This is a genomic window from Sphingosinithalassobacter sp. LHW66-3, assembly GCF_050703275.1.
Lineage (GTDB): Bacteria > Pseudomonadota > Alphaproteobacteria > Sphingomonadales > Sphingomonadaceae > Sphingomonas.
Genome location: NZ_CP193482.1, coordinates 623,416 through 635,471, shown reverse-complemented (window position 1 = coordinate 635,471; position 12,056 = coordinate 623,416). Strand labels below are relative to the sequence as shown.

The following is a 12,056-nucleotide window of genomic DNA, read 5'->3' as shown; positions in this document are numbered from 1 at the left end:
CCGGGATGATCCGCACCGTCGGCGAGACGGGATCGACCAATGCCGATCTGCTGGCGCTTGCAGGCGCGGGTGCGTCCGAAGGGGTTTGGCTGCGCGCCGAACGCCAGACGGCGGGGCGGGGCCGCCAGGGGCGGTTGTGGGTGTCCCCTCCCGGCAACTGCTATGCGAGCACACTTGTCCGGCTGCGCGGAAGCGATCCGCCCGCTGCCACGCTCGCGCTGGTGGCAGCGGTGGCGCTGGAAGAGACCGTCGCCATGCTTCGCGGGGATCGATCCGGGCTCGCGCTGAAATGGCCGAACGACCTGATGCTGGCGGGCGCGAAACTGGCCGGCATCCTGCTCGAGCGGGCGGGCGACGTTGTGGTGATCGGCTTTGGCGCCAACCTGTCGCACCATCCCGAAGGGCTCGACCGTCCGGTAACCAGCCTCGCCGCGCACGGCGCCGCTCCCGATCCGTCGCTGTTCGTCGAGACGCTGGCCGAAACCTTCGCCCGGTGGCTCGCCCGCTGGCGCAGCGAGGGGCTGGCGCCGGTGCGTGATCGCTGGATCGATCGCGCGCATCCGCGCGATACGGCGCTCACCGCACGCACGTCCGACGGAAGCACCGTCGAGGGCCTGTTCGCGGGGCTCGATCGCGACGGCGCGCTCATCCTGCGCTTGGCGGACGGAAGCACTCATGTCATGCACGCCGGCGACGTGTTCCTGATCTGAAGAAAGAGCCCAAGGCCCCATGCTGCTTGCGATCGATGCCGGCAATACGAACGTCGTCTTTGCGCTTGTCGATGGCACGGCGATCCGCGCGCGCTGGCGGATCGCGACCGATCCGCGGCGCACCGCCGACGAATATGCAGTCTGGCTGAGCCAACTCCTGCAGCTGGAAGATCTCGACCGCTCGATCGTTTCCGGCGTGATCATCGGCACGGTTGTGCCGCGGGCGCTCCATAACCTTCAGGTGCTGAGCCGTAAATATTTCGGCACCGATCCGGTGGTCGCGGGGCAGGGCGAGGCGCAGTGGACTTTTGCGCTCGATGTTGAGGAGCCGCAGAGCCTGGGCGCCGATCGCGCGCTCAACGTGCTGGCCGCCCATGCGCGGCACGACGGCGATCTGATCCTGATCGATTTCGGCACCGCCACTACGTTCGACGTTGTCGATTTCAGCGGCGCCTATAAGGGCGGAATCATTGCCCCGGGAATCAATTTGTCGCTCGATGCGCTGGTGAGCGCCGCCGCTAAGCTGCCGCGGATCGCGATCGAGGCGCCACAGGGGCCGAGCGTCATCGGGCGCAACACGGTCGATCAGATGCACATCGGCATTTATTGGGGCTATGTCGCGATGATCGAGGGGCTGGTCGCACGCATGAAGGCGGAGATCGGCCGGCCTGCCAAGGTGATCGCCACGGGTGGGCTGGCCGTCTTGTTCGAAGAGCAGACGGACGTGTTCGACGCGATCGAGCCCGACCTGACGATCCAGGGGCTGGCGATGCTGTGGGAGCGGCTCCGGTAGGAGCGGGCGTGCACGTGCAAAACCGGCCGGCCCTCCCTATCTGTCTGCTTTCATCCCGGTACGGCCCATTCGGCGCCAAACGTTAGGATATCAGTGACTCCCAGGAACGAATTGCTCTTCGTCGCGCTCGGTGGATCGGGCGAGATCGGCATGAACGTCAATCTCTATGGCACCCAGGGAAAATGGGTGATGGTGGATTGCGGCATCACCTTCGGTGACGCGGGCTATCCCGGCATCGACGTGATCCTGCCCGATCTTCAGTTCATCGAGGAGCGGCTCGACGATCTGCTCGGCATCGTCCTCACCCATGGGCATGAGGATCATATCGGCGCCTTGCCTTATCTGGCGGGCGATCTCGGCGTGCCGCTTTTCGCCACTCCGTTTACTGCGGGCCTGATCCGCGGAAAGCTGGAGGAGGAGGGCATTGCCGACCGCGTCGAGCTGAACGTGATCGAGCGCGAGGGCAGCTTCCGGCTCGGGCCGTTCGGTTTCCGCTATGTGCCGCTCGCCCATTCGATTCCCGAGGGCAATGCGGTGCTGATCGACACGCCCCATGGCCGCGTCTTCCATACTGGCGACTGGAAGCTCGACGAGGCACCGCTGCTCGGCGAGCCTTCGACCGGCGCGGAGCTGAGCGCGATTGGCGACGAGGGCGTGCTGGCGCTCGTCTGCGATTCCACCAACGTCTTCAATGCCCAGGCGTCGGGTTCCGAAGCCGAGGTGCGCAAGGGCCTCGACGAAGTGATCGCGGGCGCCAAGGGCCGCGTCCTCGTCACCACCTTCGCGTCCAATGCCGCACGGCTGCAGACACTGGGCGAAGTCGCGCGCGACACCGGCCGCGAGCTGTGCGTCGCCGGCCGTTCGCTCGACCGGATCCTGCGGGTTGCCAAGGCGTCCGGCTATCTCCGCGATTTTCCGGACACCATCGACTTCGATACCGCGATGCGGCTGCCGCGCGAGCGCGTGATGATCGTCGCCACGGGGGGGCAGGGCGAGCCGCGCGCGGCGCTCGCGCGGATCGCGGACGGCACCCATCAGATCAAACTCGACAAGGGCGATCTGGTCGTCTTTTCCTCCAAGCAGATCCCCGGCAACGAGCTGGCGATCGGCCGGATCATGAACACGATCGCCCACAAGGGCGTCGAGATCGTCACCGATCGCCAGGCATTCGTTCACGTTTCGGGACATCCGGGTCGCCCCGAGCTGGCCGAGATGTATCGCTGGATCCGGCCCCAGATCCTGCTGCCGGTCCATGGCGAGGTGCGTCATCTGATCGAGCAGGCCCGGTTCGGCGTGCAGCAGGGGGTCCCCGGTGCGGTGTTTCAGGTGAACGGCGAGGTGATCCGCCTGGCGCCCGGCACGCCCGAGGTCGTTGGGCAGGCGCCCGTCGGCCGACTCGTGCTGGACGGCGACGTGATCCTTCCTGCGGACGGCGGCACGATCAACGAGCGCCGCAAGCTGGGCCTCAACGGCCAGATTTCGGTCGCGGTCGCGATCGGGCAGGGGCGGGTGCTGCGCGGCAATCCGGAAATCCGCCTCCAGGGCGTGCCGGTCGAGGAGGATCGCGAGCCGTTCCTCGCCGAAGCGGCGGAGGCTGCGGCGAAGGCCGTTCGCGGCTATGAAGGGCGCGATATCGATGCGCTGCGCGAGGCGGTGCGGCTCGCGGTGCGGCGGGCGGCGACACGCTGGACGGGCAAGAAGCCGGTCGTCGATGTGCTGATCGTGGAGGTGTGACGCGATGGGGATCGAATCTGCGATTGCGATCTATTTCCTGTTCTGGGTGTTCTCGGTCTTCCTGGTGCTCCCGTTCGGCGTCCGGACCGACGAGGAGGCCGGTGCCGAGCTGGTCCCGGGTCAGGCCGAGAGTGCGCCCCACGGCTTCCGTTTCGGGCGGATGCTGATCCGCACGACGATCGTCGGTACGATCTTCTTCACGCTCTTCTATCTGAACTATACCTACGGCTGGATCACGCCGGACATGCTCGACTGGGCACGCTGATCTTCAGGTTCGCAGCCGCTCGATCGCCTGGGCGAGCGCGACATACAGCTTGCCCATGTCCGAAGAAAGAAGCGTCACGCCGAGCGGCGAACCGTCGCGCAGCGCCAGGATCTGGCGCAGCATCGCCTCGAAATCATGAATGTAGCGATTGACGTTGTCGCGGAAGCCCTCGTCGGCATCGTAAAGCGCTGCGATCTGCCGTGCCTCGCCTGCATCAAGCAACCGCACCGCGCGCCGAGTGAAAACCCCCCGGTCGCCCTTCAGATAGGCCGCCCAGGCGCTGTCGGACACCTCTTGCGAGAAGCTCTTGGTGATATCGATCGACGCTGAATTGAGCGCTTCGATCAGCAAAGAGACGCGGCGCGCGAAGCTGTCGCTGTCGGCCCGCTCGCGCTCGGCGCGTGCGTCCTCGATGCGGCTCTCGACCGAGGCAGTGGTTTCGGCAATGGCGAGCATCTGCTGCGCGAGGCGCTCCGAAGCCAGTGTCGCGGCGCCCACCGCCGCCTCGGTAGTCTCGGCAAGCTCGGTAAGCTGACGCTTCACGGCGCCGTCCACGGCGCGGCGAAGCGCACCGGCGCCGGCATCCTCCAGCGCACGCTCCGCCTCGGGCACCACGCTTCCCAGCGTCTCGCGCGCCTGCTTGGCAGCCGCTGCCGCTGTCTCTCGCACGCGCACCAGAGCCTCGACCAGGGCAGGGGCGGCATCCTCCGCAAAGCGTTGCGTCGTGGTGATTGCCTCGTCCACGATGGTTTCGAGCGACTGTGCCTTCTCGCGCCCGCTGTCGAGGGTGTCGAGCAGCTGTTGCGAGGTCTTGTCCAGCGTCTCGCGCTGCTTGGCGACGACGTCCGCGATCGCCTCGATCGCGTCGTGCGTGCTTTCGGCGGCGGTCACCAGGGCAAGCAGTTCCGGCTTCGAATCGGCCACGACCTTGCGGCTCGCGCCGATCCGTGCATCGAGCCGCTCCAGCGCCTGCGGCAATGTCTCGTCGATCTCGCGCGCGGAGGCATCCAGCGCGGTCAGCAGTTCCTCGGCGGTGCCGATCACCTTGTGCGCCGTGTCGTCGCCGGTTCGCATCGCCTCGGTCATCGCGCCGATCGAGCCGGTAAGCGCACTGATCGTCGCCGCGAGTGCCTGTGCCCGCTCGGTGCCGCTTGCATGGAGGTCGGCGAAGTCGGCATTGGCCTGAGCGATGCCTTCCGAAAGCCCCGCAAAGAGCGCATCGCTCCGCCCCTGTTCCTCGCCCAGCCGCAGCGACACGCGCGAAAGCGTCTCCTCGACCGCCGACACGCGCTCGGCTAGCGCATCGGCGGCATCCTTGCCGGACCGATCCAGCGCCGCCTGATTGGCGTCGAGCATCGCCCGAATCGCCGCTCCCTGCGCGTCGATCCCCCGCCGGGCCTCGTCGACTGCCTGTGCCGTTCGCGCGAGAATATCCTCCACTGCGGCAGACATGTGCCCGGTGACTTCCTCGATCCGGTTGCGCGTCGTTTCGCTCGTCGCTTCCATCCGCTGGAGGTGCGCGGCAAGCTTCTGCGCGGCGCCGCCGGCGATCGTATCGGCTTCCCGGCCGCGCTCGGCGAGCGCCACGAATTGCGCCTCCAGCGCACTGGCGCGCTCGCCCGCGCCCAGGCCGGCGGCATTGATCGTCTCGCGCATGTCGCGGAGCTGCTCGTGCGCCTTGGGTACCGACGAGAGAATGATCTCGATGCTCTTCGTGGCATCGCGCGCCGCCGAACTGAGCGTGGTGGCGCTCGTCTCGACCGATCGCGCCTCGTGCCCCATGCCGTTCGCCACTGCCTGCAACCGCTCGACCGCGCCGTCCCCGGCAGTGATGAGCAACGTCGTCTGCTCGGCGAGTTCCCTGCGGTTCGCATCGAGCTTGGTCGAAAGCGTGCCGAGCACGCGCTCCAGGCTCGCGGCTTCGGCGCGCATCGCGCGGGCGGTGCTCCTCCAGCGACGCGCCTCCGCCCTGCTGGTGCGCAGTCCGAGCAGATAGAGAATGCCCACAAGGGCCGGCGGGACACAGAGCGCGCCGATGAACTGCACCAGCTCGATCGGCGCCAGGGGCGTGCGCAGTGTCGGAGCGGCAAGCCACAGCATTCCGGCAGACCAGGCAAGCACGGCCAGTATCGCAAGCGCCGGCAGCATCCAGCCGAAGCTGCGTCCCGCCGGACCTTCGTCGCCGAACGCCATGTCGTCCCGCTCGGCCGGCGGCGATGCGGAGGCCGCATCCTCTACGGTGTCCGAAAGCAACAGCTCGTCGCCGTCGTGCCTTGCCGTCACTGCGGCTTCCGCGTTCGATGCCCCTGTCATCTCGTCTATTTACCACGTTTCTTCAGGCAACCAACACCAGCCGAAACGAAGCATTAAGCCGATGCCGGTTAGAAGCTTTCCGATGGCGTATGATCCTGGTGCAATCGATGCGACACTCGCGGCGGCCGTGGGCGACGAGCCCGCGCTGATCGCAGAGTTGCGCGAAGCGTTTCTCGAAGGCGCACAGCGCGGCATTCAGACGATGAAGGCGGCGGACACCGCAGTGGAGTGGCAGTCGGCGGCACTTCGCCTCAAGGGGCTCGCCGCGAGCTTCGGCGCGGTGCGCCTCCTCGCGCTGGCGAACGAGGCGGCGGAGGGCCGGCCCGGCGATGCCGCAATGCTGCGCAAGCTGGGCAGGGCAGTCGATCGGCTCTGAGCCGCGTCAGCGCTTCCGGCTCAGTTCCCGCATCGCCTCGTCCAACCCGTCGAGCGTCAGCGGGTACATGCGATCGGTCATCAGTTCGCGGATCAGGCGAACCGACTGCGAATAGCCCCAATGCTGTTCGGGCACCGGATTGAGCCAGACCGCGGCCGGATAGGTATTGGTCAGCCGCTGCAACCACGCCGCGCCCGCTTCCTCGTTGAAATGTTCGACCGATCCGCCCGGATGCGTGATTTCATAGGGGCTCATCGACGCGTCGCCGACGAAGACCAGCTTATAGTCGTGGCCATATTTGTGGAGCACGTCCCACGTTGGCGTCCGTTCGCTGAAGCGGCGGCGATTGTCCTTCCACACCCCCTCATAGGGGCAGTTGTGGAAGTAGAAGAATTCGAGGTTCTTGAATTCGCTGGTCGCGGCCGAAAACAGCTCCTCGCAGACCTTGATGAACGGGTCCATCGATCCGCCCACGTCGAGGAAGAGCAGCAGCTTGACCGCATTGTGGCGCTCGGGACGCATCTGGATGTCGAGCCAGCCCTGTCGCGCGGTTCCCGCGACGGTGGCGTCCAGGTCCAGCTCGTCGGCGGCGCCCTCGCGCGCGAAGCGGCGCAGGCGGCGGAGCGCCACCTTGATGTTGCGCGTGCCCAGTTCGCGCGTGTTGTCGAGGTTCTTGAAGGCGCGCTGGTCCCACACCTTCACCGCGCGCTTGTGCCGGCTTTCGCCGCCGATCCGCACGCCTTCGGGATTATAGCCCGAGTTGCCGTAGGGCGAGGTGCCGCCGGTGCCGATCCATTTGTTGCCGCCCTGATGCCGGCCCTGTTGCTCCTCGAGGCGCTTCTTCAGCGTCTCCATGATCTCGTCCCACGAGCCGAGCGACTTGATCGCTTCCATCTCCTCCGGGCTGAGATATTTCTCCGCGATGGCCTTGAGCCATTCCTCGGGGATTTCGGCGGGCGCGACGCCATAGTCGCTGGCGATGCCGCGAAACACCTTCGCGAACACCTGGTCGAACCGGTCGAGCAGTCCCTCGTCCTTCACGAACGTGGCGCGCGCGAGGTAATAAAAGGCTTCGGGCGTCGCCTCGATCACATCACGGTCGAGCGCTTCGAGAAGCAGCAGATGCTCCTTCATGCTGGCGGAGATGCCGGCGGCGCGCAGTTCGTCGACGAAGGAAAAGAACATGGGGCCCCTTGTGCGCTTGTGGGCGGCCCGGGGCAACTATGGGATGGCTTGGTAGAGCTGCCAATGTGATCCCGACAGCCCTTCGGCTTCGCTCTCCGCGACCGTGGCGAAGCGCACACCGCAGCGTTGCGGCTGGGCGGGGAAGGGCTGGTTGCCGTCGCGGTCGATGAACAGGAAGCGCGCGGCCGGGCAGCGGGCTTCTTCGATGACGAGCGGATAGTCCGCCTGCAGTGCCGCGATCTCGAGCACGGCGAAGGCGCGATCGCGCTCGACTGCCACCGCCGTGCCGGCGGGAGCGCGGCGCTGCATCGCCTCGATGGCGAGGCTCGGATCGGCGCGGCGATTCTCGATGATCGAGCGGTCGGCGATCAGTGCCCCGGCCGTGATCGTCACCAGGCACGCGGCCGCGATCCAGTGCGCGGCGCCGCGCCGGGCGAACAACGTCCCGCCGCCCACGGCCGCGAGCATCAGCAAGCCGATGCCGCCGACGAGATGGTATCGCGGCATGCCCCCGTTTCCGAACTGAAGGACGAGCAGGCCCAGCGGCACTGCGACCGTCATCGTGACGAAGAGGATCACGTCGCTGGTCAGCGACTTGAAGCGAGTCGCCGCGAACACGGCCAGCGCGATCGCGACGGCAAGAGCCACGGGGCCGCCGACCGCATAGCGCAGCAGCATCGCCAGTCCCTCGGCCCATGCCGTGGGGCTGAATGTGTCGATGTTGCCGAACTGGAAGCCGTCTTGCGCGGCGCCGATCCCGAGAACCAGCGCGATCACTCCGAGCGCAGGGGCGAACAAGGCCAGCATCAGCGGAAGCCCCTGCTTCAATGCGCTGCGCCACGGCATGCGCAGCAGGAGCCCCGCGCCCGCTGCAACCGCGATCGCGGCGAGGCCGAAGATCATCGTGAGCTGTGCCAGCATGCCGAGCACTACGGCGATGGCGATGCCGCCGGCATGCAGCGGGCGCTCGCTGGGCGCATCGAGCCACTGCAGCACGATCAGCGTGACGAGCAGGAGCGCCAGCAGCATCGGCGCATAGCCGCGCGCCTCTGCGCCATAGGTCACCAGCATCGGCGACACGGCGAACAGCAGCGCCGCCAGCAGCGCCGGCCACGCGCCCTGGCGCCGGGCGATCATCGCGGCGACGAAAACGGCGGCGGTACCGGTGAGGATCGAGAGCGCGCGCTGCACGAGTGGCGGGGCATCGGCTCCGACCAGCTGCAACCACAGCGTGTTCAAATGATGATTGTTGTCGTGGTTGATGTTCAGGAAGACGCCGAGCGGCGTCCCGGTCGCATCCGCATACCAGGCGGACCAGGCCTCATCGAGCCAGAGCGCGCCCTGTCCGGCAGCGATCCGCAGCGCCAGCCCGAACGCTGCGAATGCTCCGATCGCCAGCCACAATCGCCGTTCGGCCGGGGTATGCAGTGCCGCCATCGGCGCCGCATAGCTCTGCATTCCACGTTCGGCTAGGCTTCGCGGCGGCTGAGGTGGACCAGCATGGCGAGCAGTGCCGCGGCGCCGCCGAGGCTGCCCAGCCAGAGCGCGATGCTCTGGCGCTCGGGCAGCGAAAGGATGTTCACTGCCAGCAGCCACGGGAAATAGACGCCCTGCCGTGCCGTCGTGGCGCCGATCGCGACGAAGGTGCCCGCGATCCCGAAGACGAGCGGCGGCACGAAGCTGCGAAATCGGAGCGCAACCCAAAGCTGCAGCATCGCCACGAGCATCGATGCGACCGCCATCTTGGCGAGCGTGAGTGCGAGCGCCGCGGGCTCTGCGCTGCCCGTCGCCTGTGGCTTCAGCTGCCCGAGGAGCCAGGTGGCGCCCAGCGCCTCCAGCCAAAGCAGTGCTGACATCGCGGCGATCAGCACCAGCATCACCAGCGCCTTGGCGAGGAACGCGTTGGGGCGTGCGCCAGCCAGCGTGAGAAGGTGGTTCCAGCTGCGCGGGCCGTGCTCCATCTGTGCCATCAGCACGCTCAGTGCCGTCACGGCGAGCGGCAGCATCACGAACGACCAGATCGCCGCGCAGCTGGCGCCGACCCGCGCGAGTTCGATCTCGGGGGCTTCGCTGTCGAGGCCGATCAGCAGGTTCAGGATCGCGACGCAGCTGGGCGCCGCCAGGCAGAGAAGCAGCGCGAGCGAACGGCGCAGCTTGAGGATTTCGACGATCAGATAGCGGTGCAGCATCATGGTCTCCTCACGCTGCCTGGGCAGCTTGCCGATGATAGATTTGCTCGAGCGAGTTGCGTCGTGCCGCAAGGTGCGAGAGCGATTGGCCGCGGCTGACGAGGAGCGCCGCGATCGCCTCCGGTGGAGCGCCGCGCACGAGCAGCGGGGCGTCGCCGTCCACACGTTCGAAAGCGAAGCCGGCCTCGCCGACGATCCGCTCGGCGGCGGCGAGATCGCCCGTGCGCACCTCGACTGCGCCGCCCGCCGCGGTCAGTTCGCCGAGCGGCGCTTCGACGAGCAGCTTTCCCTTGTGGAGCATGCCGACGTGGCTCGCCACCAGTTCGATCTCCGCGAGCAGATGGCTCGACACGATCAGCGTGACGTCGCCGATTTCCGGCAGCCGCCGGAGCAGCGTGCGCATGTCGCGGATACCATCGGGATCGAGCCCGTTCGAAGGCTCGTCGAGGATGAGCAGACGCGGATCGCCGAGCAGCGCGCGGGCGATCGCCAGCCGCTGGCGCATGCCGAGCGAATATCCCCCTGCGCGCCGCCGCGCCGCGCTGCGCAGGTCGACGATGTCGAGTACCCGGTCGATCTCGCGCGTCGGAAGGCCGAGCAGACGGCGCGTGAGATCGAGATTCTCGCGCCCGGTGAGATGGTCGTACAGCGAGGGCGTCTCGATCAACGAGCCGATGCGCAGCCGCGCCTGCGCCGGATCGTTGCCGAACAGGCGAATGCTGCCCGCGTCGGGACGCAGCAGGCCAAGCACCAGCTTGAGCGTCGTCGTCTTCCCCGCGCCGTTGGCGCCGAGAAAGCCGTAGATCGCGCGGCGCGGCACGGTGATCGAAACTGCGTCCACCGCCAGCGTCTCGCGGAAACGCTTGCTCAGTCGGTCGGTCTCAAGCGCAGGCACCATCGGTCGCGGCTCCTATGATTTAACTCTTGCTTAAAGCTGCTGTGGGTGCGAATTTAAGTCAAGATTAAATTCGCTGGAGCGTCTCAATGGCTGTTCACTCCCTCCGTCAGCGTGCGCGCATGCTGATGTGGCTCGTCACGGCGCCCTTCGCGCTGTTGCTCTTGCTCGCGCTGGTACAGCTCTGGGGAATGGTGCGCGCGCCCAGCTTCGCGCCCAGCCTGCTGCTGCTCTATCTCCCGATGTACGTTTATGTCTGGGCGATCTGGATGGTGCGTCAGGCGCTCAAGGCGCTGGCGGGCGGCGCGTTGTTCGACATGGTGGTGCCCCGGCTGCTGCTTCGCGTGGGGCTGGCGCTGTTCTTCGGAGCGCTGTTCAATGTGATCGGCACGCCGCTGCTCACGGGGCTTTTGTTGCGCCAGATGACGATCCTGGGATTCGACGGCGCGGCAGTGACGCTCGGTGTGATCGGCGCGACCCTCGTTCTCGTCGCCCAACTGCTGCGTCAGGCGGGGGAGATGCGCGTCGAACTCGACGAGATCATCTGATGCCGGTCACGGTGACGCTGGAGGCGATGCTCGCCGCGCGGGGAATGACCGGCAAGGAACTCGCCGAGCGGATCGGGATCAGCGAGACGCAGCTCTCGCTGTTCCGTTCGGGCAAGGTGCGCGGCATCCGCTTCGCCACGCTCGCCAAGATGTGCCTGGTGCTCGACTGCGAGCCGGGCGCACTGCTCGGCTATGTCGCCGACACGGCCGATCTCGATCTGCCTGGGGCGTAAGTGACGCAAAGGGGGGGGCTGGCAGGCGAAGCGGTGGCGCGACCCGCCGCTAGGCGATTCCGTCGACGACCGTGAACAGCTCCCTGCCGATCCCAGTGTTCGGCGCGGTGCGCTCGCGCTCGCGGTAGCGCACCGCCGCGCCTGGATAGGCTCCGACTGGCTCGCGCGTGATTTCAAGTCGATAGCGCAGCACGTGCAGCCCCAATGTTTCGGCTTCGGCCGGCGACACCAGACGGGCGTCGTTCATCCATCCCCCGGCGGGCATGACCGCGATTGCCGGAAACGCCTCCGGCGCCAGATCGACGGCGCTGCCGCTTTGCGCAAGCGCGCGCCACTGCTTCACCCAACGCGCGTCGTCCGTGTGATTGGGCAGACCGAAATGTGACTTTACCAGCTTGATCTGAGTCCAGGCCGGCGTGTACCCGCCGGGACGCGCCAACAGAAAGTAGAAGTCGCTTCCGCCGATCGGAACGCGGACGGCCTCGCCGGTCAGCGTGCAGCTGATCGCGCCCCAGCCGGAGCCGCCGAACCCGTGATTATAGGCTTGGATTCCATCCAGGCTGACGACGCTGAAGAAGGAGCGCGGGCCATCGGGCGTCATCACGGTCACGCTGTGCTTCAGGCGCAACTCCCCGCCTCTGCGCGACTGGTTGCAGCCCAAAAGGCCCAGAGTGAGCGCCAGGAGGGCGACGAGAGGGGGCAGCAGCTTCATGCTTCGCTTCGGCCTCTTCGCTTCCGCCTCTTCGGTTCGGCTCGCACATGCGTCGAGCACAGCCCGGAATAGATCGAAAGCGTTTCCAGTCGGTGACTGTCAA

At 67.1% G+C, this 12,056-nt stretch carries 13 protein-coding genes; 7 read left to right on the top strand and 6 right to left on the bottom strand.

The window, feature by feature from the left end:
• Window positions 1-5 precede the first annotated feature (5 nt).
• The 4 genes from ACQ450_RS02985 (at window position 6) to ACQ450_RS02970 (ending at window position 3,502) form a co-directional block, all read left to right on the top strand.
• Window positions 6-710, top strand: a complete 705-nt coding sequence (locus ACQ450_RS02985) for a biotin--[acetyl-CoA-carboxylase] ligase (RefSeq protein ID WP_431470447.1) — start codon at window positions 6-8, stop codon at window positions 708-710.
• Window positions 711-729: 19 nt separating this feature from the next.
• Window positions 730-1,503: a type III pantothenate kinase gene (locus tag ACQ450_RS02980; RefSeq protein WP_188055047.1), complete on the top strand. Its 774-nt coding sequence runs from the start codon at window positions 730-732 to the stop codon at window positions 1,501-1,503.
• 93 nt (window positions 1,504-1,596) lie between these two features.
• Window positions 1,597-3,237, top strand: a complete 1,641-nt coding sequence (locus tag ACQ450_RS02975) for a ribonuclease J (RefSeq protein WP_188055046.1) — start codon at window positions 1,597-1,599, stop codon at window positions 3,235-3,237.
• Between the two features lie 4 nt (window positions 3,238-3,241).
• Window positions 3,242-3,502: a DUF1467 family protein gene (locus tag ACQ450_RS02970; RefSeq protein WP_188055045.1), complete on the top strand. Its 261-nt coding sequence runs from the start codon at window positions 3,242-3,244 to the stop codon at window positions 3,500-3,502.
• Window positions 3,503-3,505: 3 nt separating this feature from the next.
• Here the strand turns inward: ACQ450_RS02970 and ACQ450_RS02965 are convergent, their stop codons facing one another.
• Entirely contained in the window at window positions 3,506-5,785 is a 2,280-nt protein-coding gene (locus tag ACQ450_RS02965) for a hypothetical protein (RefSeq protein ID WP_431470446.1), read from the bottom strand.
• Window positions 5,786-5,897: 112 nt separating this feature from the next.
• On the opposite strand from ACQ450_RS02965, the gene ACQ450_RS02960 reads away from it, so the two are divergent.
• The gene (locus ACQ450_RS02960; protein WP_188055043.1) at window positions 5,898-6,191 is read left to right on the top strand and encodes an Hpt domain-containing protein; all 294 of its coding nucleotides are present in this window, start codon (window positions 5,898-5,900) and stop codon (window positions 6,189-6,191) included.
• 6 nt (window positions 6,192-6,197) lie between these two features.
• Here the strand turns inward: ACQ450_RS02960 and ACQ450_RS02955 are convergent, their stop codons facing one another.
• From ACQ450_RS02955 to ACQ450_RS02940, 4 genes are read right to left on the bottom strand one after another with little or no spacing between them, the layout of a single operon-like run.
• Window positions 6,198-7,376 (bottom strand): vWA domain-containing protein, encoded by a 1,179-nt coding sequence (locus ACQ450_RS02955; RefSeq protein ID WP_431470445.1) that lies wholly within the window; start codon window positions 7,374-7,376, stop codon window positions 6,198-6,200.
• A 36-nt stretch (window positions 7,377-7,412) separates the two neighbouring features.
• Window positions 7,413-8,813 carry a glycosyltransferase family 39 protein gene (locus ACQ450_RS02950; RefSeq protein ID WP_431470444.1) on the bottom strand — a complete coding sequence of 467 codons (1,401 nt, stop codon included), beginning with the start codon at window positions 8,811-8,813 and terminating at the stop codon, window positions 7,413-7,415.
• A gap of 32 nt (window positions 8,814-8,845) precedes the next feature.
• Window positions 8,846-9,568, bottom strand: coding sequence for an ABC transporter permease (locus ACQ450_RS02945; protein ID WP_431470443.1), 723 nt, complete (start codon window positions 9,566-9,568; stop codon window positions 8,846-8,848).
• A 7-nt stretch (window positions 9,569-9,575) separates the two neighbouring features.
• Window positions 9,576-10,463: an ATP-binding cassette domain-containing protein gene (locus tag ACQ450_RS02940; protein WP_431470442.1), complete on the bottom strand. Its 888-nt coding sequence runs from the start codon at window positions 10,461-10,463 to the stop codon at window positions 9,576-9,578.
• 86 nt (window positions 10,464-10,549) lie between these two features.
• Between ACQ450_RS02940 and ACQ450_RS02935 the strand changes: the two genes are divergently transcribed.
• Complete coding sequence (locus ACQ450_RS02935; RefSeq protein WP_188055038.1) at window positions 10,550-11,008, top strand: DUF2975 domain-containing protein; 459 nt, start codon at window positions 10,550-10,552, stop codon at window positions 11,006-11,008.
• The gene (locus ACQ450_RS02930) at window positions 11,008-11,241 is read left to right on the top strand and encodes a helix-turn-helix domain-containing protein (RefSeq protein WP_188055037.1); all 234 of its coding nucleotides are present in this window, start codon (window positions 11,008-11,010) and stop codon (window positions 11,239-11,241) included. Before ACQ450_RS02935 ends, ACQ450_RS02930 begins: the two co-directional genes overlap by 1 nt.
• A gap of 49 nt (window positions 11,242-11,290) precedes the next feature.
• On the opposite strand, the gene ACQ450_RS02925 is transcribed toward ACQ450_RS02930, so the two are convergent.
• A complete protein-coding gene (locus ACQ450_RS02925) occupies window positions 11,291-11,953 on the bottom strand; it encodes a hypothetical protein (RefSeq protein ID WP_431470441.1) in 663 nt (220 codons plus the stop codon).
• Window positions 11,954-12,056 lie beyond the last annotated feature (103 nt).

Excerpts from the sequence above, each read along its gene's own strand:
- ACQ450_RS02955 (WP_431470445.1), bottom strand. The coding sequence starts at position 7,376 with ATGTTCTTTTCCTTCGTCGACGAACTGCGCGCCGCCGGCATCTCCGCC.
- ACQ450_RS02945 (WP_431470443.1), bottom strand. The coding sequence starts at position 9,568 with ATGATGCTGCACCGCTATCTGATCGTCGAAATCCTCAAGCTGCGCCGT.
- ACQ450_RS02960 (WP_188055043.1), top strand. The coding sequence starts at position 5,898 with ATGGCGTATGATCCTGGTGCAATCGATGCGACACTCGCGGCGGCCGTG.
- ACQ450_RS02985 (WP_431470447.1), top strand. The coding sequence starts at position 6 with ATGATCCGCACCGTCGGCGAGACGGGATCGACCAATGCCGATCTGCTG.
- ACQ450_RS02950 (WP_431470444.1), bottom strand. The coding sequence starts at position 8,813 with ATGGCGGCACTGCATACCCCGGCCGAACGGCGATTGTGGCTGGCGATC.
- ACQ450_RS02940 (WP_431470442.1), bottom strand. The coding sequence starts at position 10,463 with ATGGTGCCTGCGCTTGAGACCGACCGACTGAGCAAGCGTTTCCGCGAG.
- ACQ450_RS02930 (WP_188055037.1), top strand. The coding sequence starts at position 11,008 with ATGCCGGTCACGGTGACGCTGGAGGCGATGCTCGCCGCGCGGGGAATG.
- ACQ450_RS02980 (WP_188055047.1), top strand. The coding sequence starts at position 730 with ATGCTGCTTGCGATCGATGCCGGCAATACGAACGTCGTCTTTGCGCTT.
- ACQ450_RS02925 (WP_431470441.1), bottom strand. The coding sequence starts at position 11,953 with ATGAAGCTGCTGCCCCCTCTCGTCGCCCTCCTGGCGCTCACTCTGGGC.
- ACQ450_RS02970 (WP_188055045.1), top strand. The coding sequence starts at position 3,242 with ATGGGGATCGAATCTGCGATTGCGATCTATTTCCTGTTCTGGGTGTTC.
- ACQ450_RS02935 (WP_188055038.1), top strand. The coding sequence starts at position 10,550 with ATGGCTGTTCACTCCCTCCGTCAGCGTGCGCGCATGCTGATGTGGCTC.